This is a genomic window from Niastella sp. OAS944, assembly GCA_024809215.1.
Taxonomy (GTDB): domain Bacteria; phylum Bacteroidota; class Bacteroidia; order Chitinophagales; family Chitinophagaceae; genus Niastella.
On sequence record JANUBW010000003.1, the window covers coordinates 72,175 to 95,954 of the forward strand.

13 protein-coding genes are annotated in these 23,780 nt (G+C 44.1%); 2 read left to right on the top strand and 11 right to left on the bottom strand.

What is annotated here, in order from left to right:
* Window positions 1-3 precede the first annotated feature (3 nt).
* Together GGD38_RS14900 and GGD38_RS14905 are read left to right on the top strand one after the other, a co-directional pair.
* The gene (locus tag GGD38_RS14900) at window positions 4-1,014 is read left to right on the top strand and encodes a hypothetical protein (protein WP_375297036.1); all 1,011 of its coding nucleotides are present in this window, start codon (window positions 4-6) and stop codon (window positions 1,012-1,014) included.
* Complete coding sequence (locus tag GGD38_RS14905; RefSeq protein ID WP_375297037.1) at window positions 971-3,235, top strand: hypothetical protein; 2,265 nt, start codon at window positions 971-973, stop codon at window positions 3,233-3,235. Before GGD38_RS14900 ends, GGD38_RS14905 begins: the two co-directional genes overlap by 44 nt.
* 41 nt (window positions 3,236-3,276) lie before the next feature.
* Here GGD38_RS14905 and GGD38_RS14910 read toward each other — a convergent pair whose 3' ends face one another.
* From GGD38_RS14910 to GGD38_RS14960, 11 genes are all read right to left on the bottom strand, one after another.
* Window positions 3,277-6,231, bottom strand: a complete 2,955-nt coding sequence (locus GGD38_RS14910; protein WP_375303841.1) for a DUF4132 domain-containing protein — start codon at window positions 6,229-6,231, stop codon at window positions 3,277-3,279.
* A 47-nt stretch (window positions 6,232-6,278) separates the two neighbouring features.
* Window positions 6,279-9,224: a DUF4132 domain-containing protein gene (locus GGD38_RS14915; RefSeq protein ID WP_375297039.1), complete on the bottom strand. Its 2,946-nt coding sequence runs from the start codon at window positions 9,222-9,224 to the stop codon at window positions 6,279-6,281.
* Window positions 9,225-9,265: 41 nt separating this feature from the next.
* Window positions 9,266-10,408 carry a VWA domain-containing protein gene (locus GGD38_RS14920; RefSeq protein ID WP_375297040.1) on the bottom strand — a complete coding sequence of 381 codons (1,143 nt, stop codon included), beginning with the start codon at window positions 10,406-10,408 and terminating at the stop codon, window positions 9,266-9,268.
* Between the two features lie 3 nt (window positions 10,409-10,411).
* A complete protein-coding gene (locus GGD38_RS14925; protein WP_375297041.1) occupies window positions 10,412-12,703 on the bottom strand; it encodes a DUF5682 family protein in 2,292 nt (763 codons plus the stop codon).
* Between the two features lie 78 nt (window positions 12,704-12,781).
* Window positions 12,782-13,861: an AAA family ATPase gene (locus tag GGD38_RS14930; RefSeq protein WP_375297042.1), complete on the bottom strand. Its 1,080-nt coding sequence runs from the start codon at window positions 13,859-13,861 to the stop codon at window positions 12,782-12,784.
* Window positions 13,862-13,876: 15 nt separating this feature from the next.
* A complete protein-coding gene (locus GGD38_RS14935; protein WP_375297043.1) occupies window positions 13,877-15,328 on the bottom strand; it encodes a DUF5691 domain-containing protein in 1,452 nt (483 codons plus the stop codon).
* Window positions 15,329-15,360: 32 nt separating this feature from the next.
* Window positions 15,361-16,662 (bottom strand): SWIM zinc finger domain-containing protein, encoded by a 1,302-nt coding sequence (locus GGD38_RS14940; RefSeq protein WP_375297044.1) that lies wholly within the window; start codon window positions 16,660-16,662, stop codon window positions 15,361-15,363.
* A 60-nt stretch (window positions 16,663-16,722) separates the two neighbouring features.
* A complete protein-coding gene (locus tag GGD38_RS14945) occupies window positions 16,723-19,452 on the bottom strand; it encodes a hypothetical protein (RefSeq protein WP_375297045.1) in 2,730 nt (909 codons plus the stop codon).
* Window positions 19,430-21,919 (bottom strand): hypothetical protein, encoded by a 2,490-nt coding sequence (locus tag GGD38_RS14950; RefSeq protein WP_375297046.1) that lies wholly within the window; start codon window positions 21,917-21,919, stop codon window positions 19,430-19,432. The genes GGD38_RS14945 and GGD38_RS14950 overlap by 23 nt, the downstream gene beginning before the upstream one ends.
* Window positions 21,912-22,628 carry a hypothetical protein gene (locus GGD38_RS14955; protein ID WP_375297047.1) on the bottom strand — a complete coding sequence of 239 codons (717 nt, stop codon included), beginning with the start codon at window positions 22,626-22,628 and terminating at the stop codon, window positions 21,912-21,914. Before GGD38_RS14955 ends, GGD38_RS14950 begins: the two co-directional genes overlap by 8 nt.
* Window positions 22,625-23,779: an AAA family ATPase gene (locus GGD38_RS14960; protein ID WP_375297048.1), complete on the bottom strand. Its 1,155-nt coding sequence runs from the start codon at window positions 23,777-23,779 to the stop codon at window positions 22,625-22,627. The genes GGD38_RS14955 and GGD38_RS14960 overlap by 4 nt, the downstream gene beginning before the upstream one ends.
* Window position 23,780: the final 1 nt, after the last annotated feature.

Genomic DNA, 23,780 nt, shown 5'->3' on the forward strand with positions numbered 1-23,780 from the left:
GTGATGAAAAAGTATTGGTGGCCCCTGCTTCTTATAATGGTATTGACAGCCGCATGCCGGCATCAAAATAAACCATTGTCGTTTTACTATTGGAAAACCCAGTTTACGCTGAACGATTACGAAAAAAGCGTATTAAACGAACATGCTGTAACCAGTTTGTACGTTCGCTATTTCGATGTTGACTTTAAACCAGATGGTAAGGAACCGGAACCTGTGTCGCCCATAAAACCCGATAGCTCAATAAGGGCCTACCGCGTTACGCCGGTTATATTTATAAGGAACCGTACTTTTGAGCGCCTGGAGGCTACAACCATTCCAATGCTGGTAAAGAACGTAGCTTTTCTTGTTAATCTTATAAACCAGTCGCAGGGAATTCGTCCGCAACAAATTCAATTCGATTGCGACTGGACGGAACGTACCCGCGATAAATTCTTTGAGTTTATAAAACAGTACCGCGCATTAACCAATCAAACTATTTCCGCTACCATTCGCCTGCACCAGGTAAAGTATAAAGAAATAACCGGTGTACCTCCTGTTGACTATGGTGTGCTGATGTATTACAACATGGGAGCTATTAATGGCGACAACAATAATAGCATTTACGAAAAGTCGATTGCCGATAAATACAATACTTATATAAAATCGTATCCGCTGGCAATGGATGTTGCCCTGCCGGTTTTTTCGTGGGGGCTTACCATTCGCAATGGTAAAGTGGTGGAGCTTTTAAATAAAATTAATTTCTCGCAGTTTGAAAATGATTCTAATTTCATAAAAGCTGCCAGCGACCGGTACCAGGCAAAACATGCATGTTTTAAAGGTGGTTACTATTTTAAGGAGAACGATCAAATAAAACAGGAACATGTACCGGCCAGCGACCTGCTCGACATAACCAATCAAATAAATAAAAACACCAATCATAAGATTGGTAAACTCATCTTCTACGATTTAGATAGCACAAACCTGGTTCAATATGAAAGAGATGTTTTCGAAAAAGTACTTAGCAACCTTAATTAGCACTTTCGCAGTAGGCACCGGAATTATATTAGCCTGTGCCGGCGATTGGGGACCTGAATACGGCACATCTAGCTTTACGCCCGAAGCATTTGTAGACAGTGGTTACCGGCCGTTCTTTTATTCGGGTTATTCCATGTATTACGACATTGGGTACGACACCAAACATGATAGCCGTTTTAATGAATCGAATGTAAATGACTGGAGCACCTACCTTGGCAACGGCGCACCTGTAGCCGAGCTGCAACATCTTTTGAACACCACAACGCTGGGTTCAATAGACAGCGCCGCCAATTATGCCAGCGGCAAAACAAAAACGCTGCCGGCCAGCATGCAATCGTTCCAGTTATTTAAAAAGCTTAACAGCAAAACCACTTCTTTTTTAAACTATTTAGTGCTGGCTAAAAAGAGTGAGGAGTTTGCAATAAGCAACGTTCAGTATTCGTGGGAATATGAAGAAAAAAAGAAAAGGGGGCCTTATGCCAATGCCGCGGCCTTAAACGCAAAACTGCTGAGTGAATTCACCATTGCCAAAGACCCCTTTTTAAAACAGCGGTACTGGTTTCAGTTAGAACGTTCTTACTACTTTAATGCTCCAACGCAAAAAGCCATTGAGTTCTTTGAAAGCAATGAGAAAGCGTTCCCTAAAAACGACATGTATTACCGCACCATGGCCTATGCCGCCGGTATATACTATACTTTAAAGAACTATACCAAAGCCAACTACTATTACAGCCGGGTGTTTGAAGGTTGTGCTGCATTACGCACCGTTGCCCATTATAGCTTTCACCCACAGGAACAGGCCGACTGGAATGCTACACTCGCCCTATGCGCCAACAATGAAGAGAAGGCTACGCTGTGGCAAATGCTGGGTATTTATTATGGCGATGATGTGCGCGCCATGCAGGAAATATACACCATGAATCCCAAAAGTGAAAAACTGAACATCCTGCTTGCAAGGGCCATCAACAGGCAGGAGCAGGAATTTTCTCTCTGGAACGATGGCATAAGAGATAATATTATCAATGTAAAGAAAGACACCACCGGCAATAACCTGCTTGCCTTCGTATCACGTATTACGCAGGCCGGCAATACCAGCGCTCCCTGGATGTGGCATACCGCTACCGGTTATTTATATATGTTGAAAGGCAATACTGCAAAAGCCGCCGCTTCTTATGCGCAGGCCGAAAAGAAATTACCAAAAGCAGAACTGGCCCAATTACAGTTGCGGTTGCTTAAATTAATAAACATTATTGCCAGCACACCCAAAGCCGATAGCAAACTGGAAAAAGCCATTCTGCCAGAACTTGAATGGTTAGCGAACCTTAAAATGGAAGATGGCGAGTTCAGGCATTCATCGGCATTAAACTGGATAAAACAAACCCTGAGCGAGCGGTATAAAGCGCAAAAGGAATTCATAAAAGCTGTTTGTTATAGCAATTATACCGGGTTCTATATCAACAACAGCAACATAGAGGCAATGAAAAGCTTTTTAGCCAAGCCCAACAAAACGCCCTATGAAGCATTGTATGCTAAATTTTATGCGCTTACAACAAACGACCTGTTAGAGTTTCAGGCCATTGACCTGGCGTTGCACGATAAACTCGACGAAGCAATTGTTAAAATGGAAAGTATACCCAATGGCGGCGCTACGCTTCCGGGCAACCCTTTTAACGGCCGCTTACAGGATTGCCACGATTGCGATCACGAAGCTCCGCAGAAAATAAAGTACACCAAACTTTCATTGCTTAAGAAAATGAAAGACATGAAAGATAAAGTAAAAGCCGGTCAGGACGTGTATACCAATGCCATGTTATTGGCCAATGCGTTTTACAACATTACCCATTATGGAAATGCCCGCGCATTTTATGAAGGCAGAATAACAGGCGAATATCATTATTCACCTTTTTCCATCGGTAATGAATTCAGGAATATGTTAACAGATATGACCCTGGCGAACAAGTATTATACACAGGGCCTGAACGCCGCCAAAACCGACGAGCAGAAAGCCAAATGTTATTTCATGCTGGCCAAATGCGAGCGCAACAAATATTATAACGACAGCCTCTACATCAATAGAACTTACGAATATGGCGATCAACCCAGTATGCCCGACTTTAAAGCCTGGGATGGATTCAGGTCGTTAAAGCAATATAAGACCACGAAATTCTATCAGGAGGCGATAAGAGAGTGTGGTTATTTTAGAACGTATTCGCAGCGGTAATATAAGGAAACCCCTTCGCCAACTGCGGAGGGGTTCTCTTTTTATGCTTCGTTCTTTTCCTTTACCTTAATGGCTTTTACCGCCGCCACTACTTCACTATAAAATACCGGCGATAACTTTCCAAGCTGAATAAGCCGATCATCCAGCTCTGTATTGGTAACTCCAGCCTTATAGGCGCTTTTTACAGTAGTATCAACAAAAAACAGCTTACCCAGGGTGGCCTCATCATCAAAGCCATATACCAAAACATCTTCCACTTCAAGTTCAGCCTCTATTTTACTGGCCCGATCTAAATAGTGGAAAGCATCAATAAAGCCACCATCACCAACAACCTTGCGCCATCCATATTTATCAAGCGTATTTTTTATTGAACCCGAATCAGAGGGCACATCCACAAATGTTTGCACCACCCGTTTTGCTTTGTCTTCTTCGGCTACAAAATATACCGGCCGTTCAAGTTGAGGGAAAACGGGCTCTATAGAAAGATCAAAAAACTGTCGCTTCCAGACTTGTAAGTCTTCAGCCGTTAACGAAATAGGATGTACAATACCGATGAAAGAACCTTCCGGCGTTTCTATTTCATTACCTTCTTTATCAACCAGTGTGGTATCTTCCTGGCAAATAAAACAGCTTACCAGCTTACTTTCATTATCATAAATTCCCCACAACAATTTGGTAGCATAAATGAACATGATGGGATTGTTTAAAAAGAACTGCTGCCATTCTTCAAAAGCCCATTTGCGTTGCACTACCAGGTAATGTTCAAGCCGTGACGATTGTGCTTTTACCACATCGCGCACTTCTTTGGCAATAGTTTTAAACTCAGCCACCAGATCTTTATCTGCTGCCGAAGGAATTGATTTTAGTTTCTTATTGTCTTCATTAAAATAAGCCAGTTTGAAATTACTGTCAATAAATGCGCGGTATTCTTCACCATTTATTGTAAAGTGTTTGAACAATCCCTCAAAACCAAAATCGGGAACAATTCTATCGCCCAGTTCATGAATAGATATTTCCAGTTCTTCTGCCGCGGCAGTAAGCGCCTTTTCGGCAGCTTCGCTGATGTATGCTTTTTTACTTCTGAATTTACGCGAATACCATTCAATCCAACGCAATGCCTTATTGCTCCCCTGTAACGCCAGCGCTTCAACGCCGTATTCGCACATCACTTTACGATTGGTTTCAATCCATTTATTAATGCCAGTGCAAAACTTGTTTACCATTTCGTCGTTACCAAAAACAGCAGCCAATAACAACAGGAACTTGAATTTCGCATCAAACCCTTTTTCATCAAATTCTTTGTATACCGCCTTTGCAAAATCACCCGATCTTTCTTTATCTATCACTTGCAGTACGGGTTTTATTTCTGCATCGGTACGCATACCTTTTGCCTTTGACATACGGTATAATACAAACCGCAATTCATCGGCAGTTAAGGGGCGGCCAGATCTAAAATACAATGCAGGCAAAGTGGCTTCATCGAGCCAGGTAAATACCGGCTTTTTCAATTTGCCCCGTTTCCTGGCGCTTTCAACCATGGCAGCTACGGTTTCTTCGGTAACCGGCGTGGTTATTTGCTGCCCACATATTTGCCAAATAAGATCGCGGGTTTCATCATCCGTTTCTTTTTCAAGTGCGCGCTGAAGTGCTTCCATAGCTTCCGGCGCATCGAGCGCTAATAAAATACGGGCAGCCATGAGGCGCTTTTCTTTCTTTTTATCATCCATTGTATTAATGGCTTTCGCCACCACCTCACTATCGTGTTCTACCAGAAACTGTATCACACCGCTCTCGGCCTGTTTATTTGCGTATTTGCCAAACTTCCATAAAACATTTATATCATACTGATCTTTGAAAGCAGCCAGCTGATCGAATATGAATTTCAACCTGTCTTCTTCATTAAACCTGTTATCATCCCTTTCATAAACAGCTTTCAACATATAGGGAATGGCGTCTGCTTCCAACACATGCCTCAACATTCTTAATACGTTATAATGAATGGCCTTACCTTGCTGCGCTAATTCTCCAAGCAATCCCTTCCCCAGCAATTCGTTATCTGTTAATATAAAATATAAGGCCCATCCGTATGCCGGCATATAAAACCCATGCGCCGGATGCTCATATCCCATATTATAAACGACAGATGAAAAGCCACCATGATGTTCTTCAGGCTTTTTTAAATAATCGGTAATGTATTGCTCCGACCAGTTTATAAGTTCCCTTGTATCTTTTACCGGGGCACACTCGCTATAAATAAAATAGGTACGAAAACCGGCATGGAACAATTCTTTATCACGATACCATTCGACAACTGCAAGTATCTTAGGGCCAAACTGCTCAAAGTCCGTTTGCAGCAACATTTTCAATATATCCTGGTTGGCATGCGAGGTCCTAAGATCATATTTAATGTGGTTCTCGGCATACGCATATGCTTTATCTTTTCTATCACGGTATAAAAAATAAAATAAGCGGGTATTGAAAGGCGAATACGCCGTTATCTTAATAGCATCATTAATAGTCGCCTCATCCATTTTAGACAATTGCTTGTGCATAAAGTCCAACACAGGAGATGATCCGGTCATTAATTCTTCTTCTGAACCAACCCAAAGATTGATCAGCAAAAAGAACAACTCATCATTGCTAAATGAATACCTGGCGGCTTCGGCCTGTGCTTTGTCAAAAACATGCTGATCTTTTGTCTTTAATACCGGAGTAAATATCATTTTAGCGATACCATACCGCACGTCATTATAAATAGGCTGACAGGTAAAAAATGAAAAGAGCAATGCATCATTCTCAGGCGTGAGGCCTGGCTGTTGGGCTAATGTATACAGGTCTTTAAACGACCAATTACTATGGTTGGCTACAAAAACGGGTAGCTGGTTTATTTTGCCTGAGAGGTAATCATATGCCATGGAATAATTAGGTTCCATAATACTTTGCCAATCTGCCAATTTCGCAAATACAGGATGTAACTGTTCTGGGGTAAAGGCCATGATATTATTTCAGATAAGTTTTATAATTAAAAGTATTACTTCTTCAGCTATTTCTTTTGCGAATCATCTTTTGAGCCAACCATTTTAATGGCCTTAATGGACGCCACTACTTCAGAATAAAATACAATCGGCACCTTGCCCAGTTGCACAAGGTATTCATCCTGGTCGGTCAATGGATTGTCTCGGCCATAGGGTTCAACCGTTTTATCGACAAAATACAGTTTCTCCAGTTTTGTTTCCTTATCATAGCTATTAACATAGCCGCCATCCACCTCAAGTGTTACTTCAAATGAGTTTGTATGATCTAATTTAAGAAATTCGCATAATTCATTGTCATGTCCCGGCTCGCCTATCTGCCAGCCATATTCTGCCAGGGTATTCTTTATATATCCCGTCAGGGTGGGTACATCGCCAAAGTTTTGTACGACCCGTTTTGCGCGGTCTTTTTCGGCAACTTTATAGGCTGGCCGTTCTAATTGAGGAAATACAGGTTCTATTGACAGGTCAAAAAACTGCCGCCTCCAGGCGTGCAGGTCTTCTGCCGACAACAACACGGGATGAACAATACCGATATTATATTGTTCCGGAACTTCTATTTCATTGCCTTCTTTATTAATCAACGTTGTGTCTTCCTGGCAAATGAAACAACTTACCAGTTGGCCACCCTTGTCATAAACGCCCCACAACAATTTGGTAGCGTAAATAAACATAATAGGGTTATTTAAAAAGAAGGGCTTCCACTCTTCAAAAGTCCATTTGCGTTCCACTACCAAGTAATGCTCCAGCCTCGAAGATTGCGCTTTTACTACATCCCGTACTTCTTTGGCAATGGTTTTAAATTCGGCAGCCAGCTTTTTATCAGTGCCGGCAGGCATTGATTTCAGACTCCTGTTGTCATCATCAAAATAAGCCAGTTTGAATTTGCTGTCAATAAAGGCGCGGTACGCTTCGCCATTTACCGTAAAGTGTTTAAACAATCGTTCAAATCCGAAGTCGGGCACAATGCGGTCACCCATTTCATGCGTGGTTAAACCCAGCGTTTGGGATGCATCGGCAAGCGCTTTATTAGCAGCTTCGCTAAGATATTCTTTTTTAGTACGGTATTTTCTTGCATACCATTCAATCCAACGCAATGCCTTATTGCTTCCCTGTATGGCAAGCGCTTCAATACCGTACACACACATGGCCCTTCGGTTGCGTGTTATCCATTTATTAATAGCAACGCAGAACTTACTAACCATATCATCGTTACCGAAAAAAGCAGCCAGTAGTAAAAGGAACCTGTCTTTTTCCTTGAACCGTTTATCTTCAAAAACCTTAAACACGGCTTTTGCAAAATCGGCTGCTCTCACCCGATCTATTAGCTGCAGTACAGGTTTTATTTCTGCATCTATATTCATGCCATTGGCGCGCGTCATGCGGTATAAAATAAACCGCACTTCTTCCCCGGTCAGCTTTCGACCACCTTGAAAATACAATGCAGGCAACGTAGTTTCATCGAGCCCGGGTATTACAGCCTTTTTCAACTTGCCACGTTTGTTAGCCGATTCTACCATTGTGCTCACCATTGCTTCAGTAACAGGCGCTACCGTTTCCCATGCACATATCTGCCACATAAGATCACGGACTGCATCGTCCTTTTCTTTTTCAAGAGCACTTTTTAGAACGGTTATTGCTTCCGGTGCATCCAGGGCCATTAGAATACGAACGGCCGTGAGACGTATTACTTTATTTTTATGGCTAATGGCTTTTACTGCTCTTTCTATTACCAAACTATCCTCTTTAACCAGAAATTTAATTACATTTTCCAGCGTTTCTTTATTCTCATACTTATCAAACTGCCATAAAACATTCATCTCATACCGGCCCTTATAATCGGCCAGCTCGTTAAAAATATATTCTACCCTTGTACGCTCATCGTTTTTATCATCATCTTTTTGAAAAACGGCGGCCAATACATAGGGAATCGCGTCTAAGCCCAGCACATGCTGCAGCATTACCAACACATCTTCTTTTAAAGCCACACGCTTTGCCAGCAATCGCTCAAGCATCTCTTTCCCTTTGGCTTCATCGTTCATTAATGTAAAATACACGGCCCAGGCATGTAACGGCATAAAAACCCCGTTATGTAAACCCATATCATAAACACGTGAAGAAAAGTGCAAACAGTGCTGGCTTATATCATTTATACAGTGCTCAAAGTATTCTTCAGACCTGATCAGCAGTTCTTTTATATTTTTTTCCTTTACAAAATCATTAAACTGCAAATAGGAAAAAAACGCCCACAACATATCTTTTCTGTCCCGGCAATTATCAATGAGCTCCAAACATTTTGGCACATACTGGTCATTATCCAGGTCCAACAGGGTAGCCATTATACTCCAATTGATCCTTTCTTCATTACTTATCCTGTTATCAATATACTCATTCGCTTTTTCTCTCCGGTTACGGTATAAAAAATAGAACACCTGCGAATCAAAACTTCCCCAATGCGGCAGGTACATTAACTCATCTAATTTGTCATCGGGCATTTTCAAAATGCAGGCATGCAGAAAATTCACCACGGGCCACGATCCGGTAAGAATATCTTCTTTACTATAATTCCATTTTTTAAAATGCCATTGAAGTATCTCCTCATCGGCAACACTAAGTTTGTTCATTACGCCCAGGGCCCGGTCCAGCGCAGCCTGATCATTGCTTTTTATCAATGGCTTAAATTCCTGTTCGAATATTGAATATCTTATATGGTGTAAAATATGCGCACTGCTCAACAATGAAAAAACCAGCGCTTCGTCTTCCGGTGATATACCTGGCAACAACGCCAGATCGTACAACTTATGAAACTCATAGTTATACGTTAATTCAACAAACACCGGTAGCTGCTTTAATTTACCAGAGAGATATTGATAGGACAGCGAAAAATTGGGTTCCAGAAATTCCTTATAATAAAACGTATCGTATAGAGGGTCCAGTTGCTCACGGGTAAAGGGCATAGGGATTATGTAGAATTTGGATTTTATAACTTATAATTACATCACTTCTTCAACACCATATCTTCCTTAGCAGCCCACAGGCCAATATCCTGTTTGCTTAATGCAGCAGCCATAAGATCGGGGAATTTATCGGGTGTACAGGCAAATACGGGTATGCCAAGGTTTGATAAAAATTGTGCATTGCTATGGTCATAGAACGGCGCGCCTTCATCATTCAGTGCAAGCAGCACCACCACCTGCACACCGGCTGCCACCAGCTCTACAGCGCGTTTGCGCATACCTTCCACACTGCCGCCTTCATATAGGTCGGTGATGAGTACCAGCACTGTATCGTTTGGTTTGGTGATAATTTGTTTGCAATAAGTAAGGGCAAGATTGATATCTGTTCCGCCTCCTAATTGCACACCAAACAGTAATTCAACGGGGTCGGTGAGCTCTTCGGTAAGGTCGGTTACAGCCGTATCAAACACCACCATTTTGGTTTTTATGGCCGGTATAGATGCCATCACCGAACCGAAAATGCCTGAGTAAACAACAGAAGTGCCCATCGATCCGCTTTGATCTATACACAGCACTACATCTTTTAATGAATTACGTTTACGGCCATAGCCTATCCTTGTTTCAGGTACAATCGTTTTGTATTCGGGTTGATAATGCTTCAGGTTCTTTAAGATGGTAGCATGCCAGTTTATTTCATTATGCCTTGGCCGGCGATTACGTGCGCTGCGGTTCAAACTGCCAACAATAGCCTGTTGCGTTGGCTGCGACAGCTTGCGTATTAATTCATCTACCACCTTGCGTACTACCAGGCGGGCCGTGTCTTTTGTTTTATCGGGTATTACTTTGCTCAGCGTCATTAACGTGGCCACCAGGTGTACATCGGGCTCTACATTCTCGAGCATTTCTTTTTCAAACAACATTTGGGTAAGGTTCAGCCGTTTCAATGCATCCTGCTGCATTACCTGTACTATAGACGATGGAAAGAAGGTGCGTATATCGCCCAGCCAGCGCGCCACATTGGGCGATGAAGGTCCGAGGCCACCCTGACGATCGCTATCGTATAGCGCTTCCAGTGTTTTATCCATTTGCATATCACGCTCATTCAATGTAACACCGGTGCCTTCATTTTGCTGACCGCCCAGTATCAATCGCCATTTGCGTTTATGTTGTTCGTCGTTGATCATTGTTTAATTTTTAATACCTAACAATTGTAGAATAACCGGTATACCCTGTTTTGCCCTTTCCTCATCGATGGTAATCTCTACTGAAGATTTAATACCTGAACTACCACCGCCGTTCTTCACTTTCTCGCCCAGCTTTTTTCTTTCGGGGCTTGAAAAACTGGCAAACGTTCTGCGCAACAAAGGCAGTACTCTTGTGAAGGTTTCTTCACCTAATGTATCAACCCAGTTATTCACCAGGTTCCACAGATCGTTATCAATTAAAAGAATGGTGCCGCTGCCTTTCAAAAACCCTTCGAGCCAGGAAGCTGCTTTATCGGGCGGCGTACCGGCACTCATGGAATAATGAAATACGCGCACCAGCTCATCACCTTCCAGTAATTTATAGTCGGCCAACAGGCGGGTTGCATAACCTGCGATCATAGGCGAGGCATTGCCGGCCGCAGCGATCGATTGCAGTGTTTGCTGCCATAGACTTGTGATGTCGGCCTGTTGCAATACATTTACCGCATCGTTGAGTTTAAAGAAAAGATCGAGCAGTTTTTGCGCGGCATCATCACTTACCGAGGTGCAGGCTGTTGGCAGGCTTACACAAATACGGGTAAGCATGCTGTTCACAATACCCAGTACCAGGTCGGCATCAGTTTTTCGCACACTGCCGTAGCGGCTGGCCTGTACCAAACCGGGCACAACTTCCATCAACTGTATTACATCACCACTGGCGGCAGCCAGGTTATTGATGCATTGTATACATACCTCTACCGCCTTATGTAATTCGGCGGGTATGGTTTCCTGGAGCAGGGTGCTTACTTTGCTTAATGCATCTGCTTCTTTGGCTTTTTGTATTACAAATTTTTCAGCGGCTTCAGCTACCGTATTGCCCCAGCTACCTTTTTCAATAATGTTTATCGACAGTTCGGGGTCCCACTGCAGCCGCCACATTTCTTTAAAGGTGCCTTTGCCACTTACATCCTGCCTGTTGCCCCATTTTATTTCGAGCAATTGTAAGCGGTGTAAGAAAATACTTCGCTCCAGGTCGTTCTCCTTACGCAGGTCGAGCGTGTAATCTTTCCAATCGGCCGTGGCGGGTAATCGTAAGCGCTTTTGTATTCTTTCTATATCGAGCTGTAAAGGTGGTTTTGGTATTTCGGCAGGCACCTCCCCAATGCGATTGCTTACTATGAGCTCATCGTGTATCAGCTTCATTAAAATATCTTCGCCATTACACAGCACGGTCTTGGTAGCTTCATTCAATTCTTCTAATCCTGCTTTGTATAAATTGCGCATACTGGCCAACGCTTCGGCCAGGCGAACGGCTTCAATTACATGGGCCACCGAAGTATCCATTTCTTTTTTCCTGAACAGCTGGGCCACTTTTGCCATCCAGCGGGAGCCATCATCTTTTGGGTAACGCCAAATATGATCGTACCAACCGGGCGACTCTATACCGGCGCCATAGCCACTGTAATAACTAAGCCGGCTAAACGTCCAGGGTATCCATGTGCATTCTACTTTTACCTTTGGTAAGCCTTTCAACAGATCGCTATCGTCTTTTGCTTTTGGCATATTCACCAATGCAGGTGCGTGCCAGGCGCCACAGATCACCGCAATGGTCTGGAACATTTCTTTCTCCGCCTGTCTGATGGTCTTTCGCATCCAGGCTTCGCGCAACCTTTCGGTGTGCGTTTCTTTTTGTGCAAACTCCTCCCGTAGCACCTGCATGGCTTCGGTCACTGCGTCAAACACCTGCTCATTACCATGGCGATGCTCGAACATATGCTCCCACCATTTTTCGCCATCGTCGTAACCGGCGGCTTCTGCCAGCCATGAAATAGGATCTTTCCTTATGGGCAGCACTTCTACTACTTCGTTATTCTTTATTGAATAATTATTAACTGATGGAGCGGCTGCGCCCGGTTGTTCGCCTTCCCGGGCTTTTCTTTCCTCTTCCTCTTTCTTCACTCTTTCAATCGCTTCTTTCTCCAGCGCTATATGATGGCCTATGGGAAGGTCCATAAACCGCACATGTATGTTGTTCTTGCGGGCATATGCTATGGCCTGCCATTCGGGTGAGAATTCAGCAAAGGGGTAGAACGATGACTGCTGCGGATCTTCGGGCTGATACACCAATATGGCTACCGGCGGTTTCAGTTCCGCATGGTTTACCCATTGCAGCAAAGGATCTGCTTCGGGCGGCCCTTCTACCAATACTATGTCGGGCTTTACCTTTTCCAGAAACTCCATTACATTCTTTGCCGAACCGGGACCGTGGTGCCGTATGCCTAGTATGTGAATCATGGTCAATAGTGAATGGTGAGTGGTGAGTGGTGAGTGTGACTCGCTACATTCGAGCACTCAAATAAATATCAGCTTCTCCTACATCAAATCCCGGCATGCTCTATAGATATCTTTCCATTCATCTCTTGGCTTTACCACTGTTTCGAGGTACTCCTGCCAAACGAGTTTATCCTGCACAGGATCTTTTATCACAGAACCAATAATACCTGCAGCAAGATCAGCAGCTTTTAACTGACCATCGCCAAAATAGGCGGCCATGGCCAGTCCGTTGTTTACTACTGAAATAGCTTCAGCTGTACTTAATGTACCGCTGGGCACTTTTATCTTTGTTTTTCCATCGAGGGTAACACCGCTGCGCAGTTCGCGGAAGATGGTCACAATACGACGGATCTCTTCCAACGCAGGTGGCTCGGCGGGCAATTCCATTACCTTTTCAAAACTTTCTACCCGGCGTTTTACGATATCAATTTCTTCGTTCATTGAATCGGGCACGGGTAGAATAACTGTATTGAACCGGCGCTTTAAGGCGCTCGATAATTCGTTCACACCTTTATCGCGATTATTAGCAGTGGCAATTACATTAAATCCTTTTACGGCCTGTACTTCGGTATTCAACTCAGGTACAGGCAGCGTCTTTTCCGACAAAATAGTGATCAACGTATCCTGTACATCGGCGCCAATACGGGTAAGCTCTTCAATACGAGCAATCTTACCATCTTTCATAGCACGCATAACAGGCGTTTCAACCAGTGCTCCCTGTGAAGGGCCTTCCGCCAACAGCCGGGCATAGTTCCAGCCATAACGAATGGCTTCTTCACTGGTGCCGGCAGTTCCCTGAACGATCATGGTTGAATCGCCACTAACAGCTGCCGACAAGTGCTCGCTCACCCAGCTTTTGGCAGTACCGGGCAAACCATATAATAACAATGCGCGGTCGGTTGTTAAAGTAGCAACGGCTATTTCCATCAACCGTTTGTTACCAATGTATTTGGGCGATACTTCAAAGCCATTTTTCAATTTACCACCAATGAGGTAGGTAACTACCGATTGTGGCGTTAACTTCCAATTTGTGGGACGCTTGCCCGTATCCTGCTTTTGCAACTCTTCCAACTCCTGGGCATATAACTGTTCGGCGTGTTGACGTAATAAGGAAGACATAATGGTTGTACTATTTTAATCGTTAAAGGATTGTATGGTTTGTTTCTTTAAGTTCAGTAAGGTAGTTATGTATTCGCTGGTATTGTTCCAGGTTGCCCGCAGGTGATCTTCACCCGGTGCACATTTTGGAAGTTCAGAAATAATACCAACGGGAATACAATGAATATAGCGACTGTAAAACGAGCGGTTATACTGATAAACACTTCGGGCCGTATGAATAAAGATGGCGCGGGTAAGATCGATGCTCCAGGTATCTTCGCGCTTTATAGCATGTTCAATTATATTCTCGGCAAACTGGCTTATAAACTTTATGCTGTGAGTCTCCTGCTCTTTTACCGGCAACAGCGGAATGATATCTATGTAAAATACATGGCTGTTTTGCATAAACGCCGTTGCCCAGCGCTGGTCTTTAAATGCCACTACCGCCTGAACAATAGCAGGCAATAGCTTTTTACCGGCTTCGTCTTTTTGCCAGGTTTTAATAATAACATCGGGTGTGCTTTGCAAATGTGTTTCCCAAAAACCGGGTGGCACGGCCTGCATAAGCTGCATAGCAACAAACTCATCATCGGTATAATCTTTACTGTTGCTCAGTTTATCGATGCCGGTCTTTAAAATACTTTCATCCAAGGCAGGCATTTGAATTTCCACGCCCTTATGGCCAACTGTAACTGATTGTTGCAATAGCTGCTGATATTGCATTACAACCGATGATGTGGGTATTTGCTTTAACAACCAAAGCGCAATTTCCTTTACCTTTTTGCTTTTCTCTTTCCCCAGGCTTTCGAGGAATTCAATATCTGCAGCGCCGATATTGATACCCAGTAATAGCATTAACTCAATTTTGGTACCGGCATCTTCCTGCGGCCAGGTCTTTATCAACCATTCCCGGGCAGTGTCTGGCGCAGTTTTTCGTATTTGCTCCAGCACCATTTTACGTTGTTCGGGCGAACCTGTTAGCCATAACTCTTCATCGGTTGTTGCTGTTGAAAAATTCCATTCGGGGTTGAACCGGCTTAACCATTCCCCCCGTTTACCACAACAGGCCACTACCAGGTTTTGCAGTTTTTTATGTTGTATACCTATGTTCATTAATAAGGGCACAAATTCCGGCGCTACAATGCGCTCTTTATCGCTGCAATGCTGTAACCAGAATTGTAACAGTGAATTGCTTTCTGAATCGAGTATATCTTTCAGTGTTTGCATGGCCAGGCGTGAACAATATTGTTTTTCTTCTGCGCCGGCTTTTTCAATAGTAACATTTTCTTTTTTTACGGGCATGGTGCCGCACTGACGATAATTAAACAGCAGTGCAGCCATTTGTAAAAACTGTTCTTCTTTATCGGTTGTACTTTGCTGTATCAACGCTGCCGCTTCTGACAAGGCTTCGGGCAACTCGTTAGTGCCGGGCGGCCGTTTATCGGTGCCCAATAAGGCTGTATGAATGATGTGCTCCCAGGTTTGCATAACCCCCAATTTGAATAGGATCTCTCTTCCTGTTATAAAATTTTGTACTCCTGCTGATACCAAACCCCAAAGGGCTCAAACACTTTTTCTTTCCCTACTACCGCCATGTTAAGCGCATCACCACCGCTTAGTGATAGTAATTTCCAAATGTGCTTAAATCCGGTCCTGATGCTCATCATGGCATTGTTGCTATCCTGCAGCCACCATTGGTGATCATAAAAAACAGGTTTTACCTGTTCAATAATAAAGGGCCGTTCGCTGCGGAAAGGCAATACACTGCTAAACGCAGCTTCGGCTTCTACCACCTGTTGCCAGCTGGCAAAGCCTTTATATTGTTGTACCTGTTCTGTATTGATCTGTTTTTTTATAATGGCGCGTAAAGGCGCAACGGATGGATAGAACACCAGCTCTGCTTCAACAAACAAACCGGGCGTAAGCGCCAATTGCGCACCCTGGCCACGTACTAAGAATTGAAGCACCAGCGCATACTGATCGCTTTTAATTCCATACAGCCAATTGCGCTCAACAGTAAGGTTATCATCTTCGGTAACCTGTTTGCCCAATACCAGCCAGGTATCGGTTATACCCGGTTGTTCTTTTAACTCTTCCTGGTTTTGTGTGAAGCCGATCCAGGTGCGAAGGTCCTGTTGTAATAAAGCCGGCAGGTTGTCATTATTTTTAAATCCTGTAGTAACCAGGTACAGGCGCAACAACTGGTCCATAAACTCAGTCTGCCAGCCATCGCGATAAAAGTTTATTTCGCCCAGGTTGCGTATCATTCCGGCAAGGCCCGGCGCCTGTGCATCAACCATGCGGCGGGCCATGTTCTCGAACCAGCCACTACCTTTTTCGGGCATGCTGATGATACCATTGCGAATAATATCTTTTATCCATTGCAATACTTCTTCAATACCATCGCCTACTTTTTGTTCGCGGGCCTGGCGGCGTTTTGCCTGTGCCGCTTCATCAACCGGCTTTTCTTTTTGTACCGCCTGTTTTTCCTGCCGTTCGTTTCGTTTGGTGATCCATTCCGAAACCCAGGCCGGCATTTCATTTACAGTAAAATCACTTTTATTACGGGCATATAATAACAGCAATCCAATACCGTGTTTGCATGGAAACTTACGGCTGGGACAGCTACACTTAAATGCCATATTCACCACATCAACCTGGGTTTGATATGGCTTACTGCCGCTACCCTGGCATTCGCCCCAAAGCGCGAGCTCATTCACTCCTTTGCTTACCCATTTGCCCGGATTAGAGAGTTCTTTCCCCGATTTTTTCGACGACTCATCGGGCGCCAGGGCAAGTACTTGTTCTTCGGATAATTGCAAGCGTAATAATTTTAGAATGAAAGTAAATAAGAAGATGGTGCCGGCACCGAAATCGCCCGCTTAGTTTATCACGTGAAATGTTATTCTGCCATTGTTTTCCACAATTCCCAACTGGTTTCGCTCTGTACCCCGGAAAATCGCAGCAACGCCATTATCAACATCAAGGTGCCATAATATTTCGGGCGGCCCGTTCTCTTCCTCAATATACACCACCACTTTCGTCTCGTAAGCTACCACAAACTGGCTCACGGTAAGAATTAAAATATCTTTTACCAAACTATTACCATCACCAATTTCCCAAGGTTCTGCCTTGTAATCCTGCTCATCGGCAGTTATAACGAATACCTGGTAACCGGAGTAGAAAACAAGTCTTGTAAAGTCACCATTATAATGATGCACATCCAGTTTCTTAATAAGCCCCTGCAAATAAAACAGCACATCAATTTCACCCGATTCAGAAATACGCAGTACCATATTATCGCAGGCCAGGTAATAGAAGTCCTTGCACCGAACCAACTCATTGGTATAGGTAGGCGGAACGCGGTATTCCTGTTCTTTAAATGAACAACGTACAGACACCATCAATTCACCGGCAAGGGTATAAGTATTAAGAAACGCCTCTTCATGTTCATGATGTAACGTAATTATGAAATCATTATCCATACCTATACCTACGGTATTCGCATGCAGGAACTGCGGCTGATAAACCCTTAACTCATCCTGGAAGTGTTTATTACCCGGCAACTTTTTTTCTTCCAGTGGCACATCGGCAAACAACACAATATGTTTGTTCCAATTAGGGTCGGCTAAAGCCACCATTTGAAAGTTCTCCTCTACATTAACATTCCAGCTAAAGGTTTCCACATGTTTATCGGCACTAACTCTTGCCAACACCAGGCCTGTTGTCTTTTTTCCAAATACAAGTAACTGATTTTTCCAGGAAAGTGTTTTCAACCAGGTTACATCTTTTATTAACTTGAGGTCGGTGCTGCCGTTCTTTTGCTCAGGAATATCTTTTGTTGTATGTATGAACCGGTAACAATCGGGCGAAAGCAACTCATCGTTTGATATAAAGTAATTCAGATGATGTAAACTATTTAAACGGCCTGCGCTTGCTTCTTCGCTCACTACCTCGTAAGCAATTTGCCTGCAGGTGTTTTCCAGCTCATTTGTTTTATACTTCTTATTTACATCATCGATAACATGGAGAAACGCCAGCTTTTTGCTTTTCACATCATCGCTTGTGTAAAAGCGCTGTAGCTCTTCGTGTAACTGCCCTTTGTTGTCATCCGCCACCAGGTCAAAATACTTCCTTAAGCAGGATTGGGGTTGTTTTGGATCGTGCCAGCCTTCTAACAAAACTTTTTTAGCCCGCGGCCTGTCACCGATCTTATCTGTTATTATCCGTGATTGCTCGAGGTAGTCATTGTTCTCTTTTGCCTTATTTACACCTTTTTCAAAACACGCCATTGCGTTGTTATGTTGTTCGAGCTCCAGGTAAAGGTCACCGGCTTTTTCATATTCCTGCAAATCGGTATATATTTCAATGGCTTCAACATACAGCCCGCCCTCTTTGTAACATTCTGCCGCCTGCTGGGGGTTATTCAGGTGTTCTTTATATAATAACGCGGCCTCCCTGTAATGCTTTCCCTGCTTTAGGGCATTAGCGGCCAGGGCATAATCGCCCAGCAAATGCGCGTATACGTAAGCGGCTTTCTTATAATCCTTATTGGCAATTGCCTGCCGCGCTGCGTTCAAATATTTACTGCGTAGGTCATTGTAATATTTATCCATGTTCCAGCCATCTACTGCTTGCCCGCCGCCCAAACTGCTCAAATTGAACCGGGAAGAATTCTTTGTCAATTGCCCACCGGGCATAGCCGTGCCCCTGTTCATATAAGGACTGCTTAACGGAATAGCGTATTGTAAAAATTCATCCATATTCTTTGCAAACATGTCGCTCAGGCGCTTCAATTCACTATCGCGTTGCTTTTCCAGGTCTTCTATCTTTTGTTGCATCCAGTTCATTGCCCTGCCAAAGAACCCTGGGCCGTTGCTCCCTGAAGCCCCCTCCATACCTCCGCCACCGCCCGATGGCAGCATTATGCTGCCTGCTACACCACCTGATGTTGAAAAAATACTACCCAACCCGCGTAACAACCAAAAAGCGCCTATTAACAGCCCTTCAGCTATTTTATTATTGAGGAATGAGGGAACATCATTCCCTTTTGGAATATCGGTAAGCGGTTTGTTGCCGACCGATCCTTTTTCAGATCCAAAGATCTCATCTGCCGTAAGCTGTTGCACATTTATCTGATGCAGGGGTATAAAGGGCGAATTACCTTTATGCGCATATTCCCAATTGATATTTGTTGGCTCCGTGTATTGTAATAACTCAGGCAAAGCAATCTGGTCTTTTCTTTCAAAACCAATAAACCCAAGCGTTGGGTGAAATACCTGGCAATCCCACATCAACAATGACTGCAATTCTTTTTCGCTGATGGCAGGAGCTAACTCAGCGTCAACGGGAATATAAAGTTTACCGCCCATTACGGTATATGGCTGTTTTACCTGTAAAATACCAGGTGTTTGTTTTTTGTTGAATATAACAAACAGTCCTGCTGCATCAACCGGATTATTGTTATTCGAAATAATATAACATACCAGCTGCGTTAAAGGTATTTGCCAGGCATTCATTTCCTGCAGCCATATAGCAGGATTGTTACCCCTTATAAAAGCGGCATACAACGAATGGGTTGCATGCTCATTATATTTTAGTGTTAGCTCCATAGTTTATAACGGTATCAATAAACCGTTGAATATAATTGTAATAAAATCCTTCTACGTCACGGCTCTCGGCATTATCTACCCCGGTAAAATAAGCAGGGCCGCAAACCCGGCCATCTGCCGCCCAGCAGGCTGTTGGCTTACCCATAACCATAACAATTGTTATTTCAGGTATCATTTTATCTGAGCTGCGCAAATGCAAAAAACCTCTTGAATCTGCCACCACCTCACTGCCATCGTCCCAAACAAACTTCGTGAACTTAATGTATGTATTGGATAATTTCAACGATGGCGCCTCTTCCTCTCTTGCGCTCCAGGCCTTCATTTTCTTGTCTTTATTGTTGTTGTTATGATTAATAACGATCAATCCACTTTGCTCCATCAATGCAATATGCCTGTCATCGAACGCCAGGTCGCCGTCGTGATTTATATACACATCCTTCACAGAAGTGATGGTAGTGTAACCATCATTGACCACCTTTTTAAAATGACTTAAGTTCACCGGCCTGTTCTTATACTCCTCTACAATAGCTTTATAATTTGCAGACAGGTCATTATAAGGAAGTACATTACCGGCAACAGTGTCAACTATATATAATTTCTCATTGGCTTTTATATAAAACCGGCCCCCACTAAAAGCCATTTCCGGAACAAGGGTAATTGTTTCAGGTAATTTAATGATTTCTACGTTACCGTTTCCGGGGTTCGCCTTATACAACTGGCAACCCTTTGCACTTCCCGAATATACCAGTATATAGATCATTGAAACACCAGTAGAACCAAAGCAAAAACGGCCGGGTTCAAGACATTCAATAAGCACCCGCGCGCCCCTTTTCCTATTATCCCAATACAACACCCGCTGGTCCAGGGTTATACAAACCACATGGTCGCGTGCAAGCTCATAAAAACAATCTGCAAAGAACCTGATCTTTGCCGCCGGAAAGAACAATGGCGAAGGATATTCCTGCAGGAACCTTGGTAAATGGCCTGGCAAGCTTGGCTTTACCGGTAGGACCTCTTTCTCTGTCTTTGTTTTTGTCTTTGTCTTGAACAACAACTCCTGCAGATCGAACTTTGCTTCGCTCAATAATTTTCTGCGGCCCTTTACATATTCATAGAATTGTAATTGTCCATTTCGGTTTACAGTAACTAAAAAATTCACCGGCTTTTTTAAAGAAGTCATTATTGACTGGAACAATACATTATGCGCAGCTTCCTCCTCCGTTATCAAAAACACTTCATCATCCTGCGTAAGCTTTGCCTTATCCATAAACGAGGTAAGCCCCCGGCCGCAATGCAGGGCTGCATCCAGCTGCTCCAATGAGTTAATTACGCCTTCTTTTGTAGTAAGATCAATTCCCCTAAAATCGTTCCCGAATAAAGTATAGGATGCTACTTGTGCCTTTGCTTTATTGTTACGGGCACATGCCAGTGCTGCCGATACGGCAAACACCCGTGGCAGTCCCCACATTTTTATAGTAGTATCTATTAATAGTATCCGTTGCTTTTCGGGGTTCGAAGGCAGTTCTTCCCTGCGCAGGTACAATGCTTCGTTATTGGCCAAACGCGCCATAAGCGACAGATCATCATGCGCCAGTTCGCTCAACAACAGCCGGTCGAAATTGCCGCGGTTGGTAATATCCGATACCCCGCCAAACAACTGATCGCTGCTGCCATGCGCATGCATGGGAATATTTAAAGCTGCAATAAGGTGGTGCGTCAATTGCGCCAAACCAGCCGTGTCAGGGTCTTGCGCCAGTTGCTCAAGCAGGTCGCCCGTTTCCTGTATGGGTACTTCTATTTCTGCGGCATCGGGCACATTGGGCATACCGGTGCGTACGGCAGTTTCCAGATCGGCCATGGTTGGAAATACTTCTGCCGCCCATTGCAACCAGGCCATATCGTCTCTAAAGAGATGCTCAACATGAAGTGATTTTAAAAAAGTAGTTATATGATAAGCATTACGCTCATCGAACAATGTGCTATCCAGCTTACCGCTGTTAAATTCATTAATAAAATAGGCGGTATCTTCTGAACTGATCTTCGGCCTTGCCTCTTTGAAGATCACATAGAGCAACCAGGTACGGCCGGCACCGGAACGCAACTCAACCGGTAATGCGGCCACGTTTTGCAAAAAGCGAATGCCTTCAAGCATATTACTTTTTGAATCGTGTAACGCTACGCGGTTCTTTTCAAAAAAATCGAGCAACCGGAGCGTGCTATACAACACACCCTGATCTGCAGCCGCAGTACCACTCTTTTCCCGGCACGCACTCAATATAAGTAATATAGAGCCCAGGGCAGGCCATCCCTCCGGTGCCAGCTTTTTTAAAATATTTACCAGGTCTTCGCGGTAACAAATGGTATCGCCTTTAAGCCACTCAATAACATAACCGGCTTCTGTCCAATGCCAGAAATAATTTGCCGTAGGCTTAAAGTACCCAACCACTTTGTTTCTTTGATCACTCATAGCCCCCTCCTTTTGTTAATCGTATGGCGCTTCTTGTTGAAGGCATAAAAGCATTCTTTGGTATCATTTCCCAACTGCCATCGGTATCAAAAAGCAATAATGATCCTTTCGATGGGTCGAGGCGGGCAATTACCAACTCGCTGATGGCGGGTGGATCAAATTCAAAACCACAGGGCAACAACAAGGTATCCTGTAACACGTATTCCTTTCCGGGTAATGCCGGCAAAGGCGTTCCTATGATCAACACTTTATTTTTTTCTGAAACCGCAAACCGGGTTTGTTGTAAGCGCACCAGGGGCGCCGTTTCTGCATAGCGCTGCCAGGTAGCCAGGCTGGTAAGCAAGGCATTGCCTTCCTGCGAACGGCCCGAAGGTTTCAGCATGATGGTATGTTGTAAATTAATTTTTCCGGGCAGGGCCGATACCGGCAGCTTTACTGTTATATATTCAGCTACAGGTACCCATTTCAGTGGCTTTAATTTACTCACCGGGGTTAAACCGCCGGGTGGAAATAAATTATTATCGACATCCAGCGTATAGGTATGTAAGCCGGGTAATTGTCTTATACGCAGATCAAGATCACCCAAAGCATTTATACCACGTACCCAAATAAAGCCATCTTCTTCGGCAGCCTGTAAACCGGGCAGGCAGCGTACAGAACCCAGCGCCGCTTTATCGGCGATAGAAAGTACTATGATCAACTCTTTCATTCTACATGCATTATCTGTTGCCACAATTCGTTAATTGGCTTTAAAACATAATTCCGCTGATCAACATTTTTTATCCATTCGCAACGGCCGTTAAGGTAACGCAACCTGTCTTTAATTACCGACCGCTCGGCGCCCGAAGTTTCAGGATCCTTCCACTGATGGGTCATTTGCATTACTTCTTTATAAATATCGTCGGCATTGGGCGTGCTGTTAATGGAGGCCCGGGGATGAAGCTGCTCCTTTTCTTTTTCTTCCTGCAATGCGGCATTCACTATACCGGCAATCACTTCGCGTTGTTCATCGGTATCCCATATGTAACGCAATACCCACATATCGCTGCGGTATGCTTTTGTACGCTTACATAGTATAGCACTTGCAGCAATAAGCCGTTGCAGTTTCACGGCACGGCGATCGCTTACCTGTACTCCGGCATTTCGTAATTTTTCAATCAGATCAATATAGCTGGCCCGTATATCCTGCATATCAACCAACGGTATCAAACTTTGCAGCTGGCGTATTTCTTGTGTTTCAATACCGGGCAGGTCGGCGGTCTTCTTTTGCTCTAATAACCAACCGGCATCCAATACATCATTCAAATGATGCGGGTCAACATAATCGCAACGCACGCGGATCAAAAACCGGTCGAACAATGCCTGCAGGGCTTCTTCCTGTGGCAGGTGGTTACTGGCGCCAACGATCATCAGGGCGGGCAGGTCCTTTGTTTCGCGGCCACGGCGAAAAATGCGCTCGTTGAGCACCATCAACAAACTATTAAGGATGGCGCTATTGGCATTCAATAATTCATCAAGAAAGATCAAATGCGCCTCGGGCAACATGCCTTCAGTATTGGTTACCAGGTCGCCATCGCGTAAACGCCGAATATCAAAAGGCCCGAACAGCTCATTGGGTTCGGTGAACCGGGTTAGCAGGTATTCAAATGTTTTTCCTTGTAACAGTTGCGCCAGTTCGCGCACCAGGGCGCTTTTTGCCGTACCGGGCGGACCAAGCAGAAACAGGTTTTCGCGTCCGGCCAAACAAATACCCATCAAATCAATAATATCATCTTTACCAACAAACGTGCTTTTAATATGCTGTAGCACCGCATTCACTTTATCGACCAACTGAAAGTCGATAGCTGTTTTGTTTTCCATG

Bases quoted from the DNA above. Each gene is read 5' to 3' on its own strand.
- GGD38_RS14920 (WP_375297040.1), bottom strand. From the start codon at position 10,408: ATGATCAACGACGAACAACATAAACGCAAATGGCGATTGATACTGGGC.
- GGD38_RS14905 (WP_375297037.1), top strand. From the start codon at position 971: ATGAAAGAGATGTTTTCGAAAAAGTACTTAGCAACCTTAATTAGCACT.
- GGD38_RS14955 (WP_375297047.1), bottom strand. From the start codon at position 22,628: ATGAAAGAGTTGATCATAGTACTTTCTATCGCCGATAAAGCGGCGCTG.
- GGD38_RS14925 (WP_375297041.1), bottom strand. From the start codon at position 12,703: ATGATTCACATACTAGGCATACGGCACCACGGTCCCGGTTCGGCAAAG.
- GGD38_RS14945 (WP_375297045.1), bottom strand. From the start codon at position 19,452: ATGGAGCTAACACTAAAATATAATGAGCATGCAACCCATTCGTTGTAT.
- GGD38_RS14915 (WP_375297039.1), bottom strand. From the start codon at position 9,224: ATGCCCTTTACCCGTGAGCAACTGGACCCTCTATACGATACGTTTTAT.
- GGD38_RS14950 (WP_375297046.1), bottom strand. From the start codon at position 21,919: ATGAGTGATCAAAGAAACAAAGTGGTTGGGTACTTTAAGCCTACGGCA.
- GGD38_RS14960 (WP_375297048.1), bottom strand. From the start codon at position 23,779: ATGGAAAACAAAACAGCTATCGACTTTCAGTTGGTCGATAAAGTGAAT.
- GGD38_RS14935 (WP_375297043.1), bottom strand. From the start codon at position 15,328: ATGCAAACCTGGGAGCACATCATTCATACAGCCTTATTGGGCACCGAT.
- GGD38_RS14900 (WP_375297036.1), top strand. From the start codon at position 4: ATGAAAAAGTATTGGTGGCCCCTGCTTCTTATAATGGTATTGACAGCC.
- GGD38_RS14930 (WP_375297042.1), bottom strand. From the start codon at position 13,861: ATGTCTTCCTTATTACGTCAACACGCCGAACAGTTATATGCCCAGGAG.
- GGD38_RS14910 (WP_375303841.1), bottom strand. From the start codon at position 6,231: ATGGCCTTTACCCCAGAACAGTTACATCCTGTATTTGCGAAATTGGCA.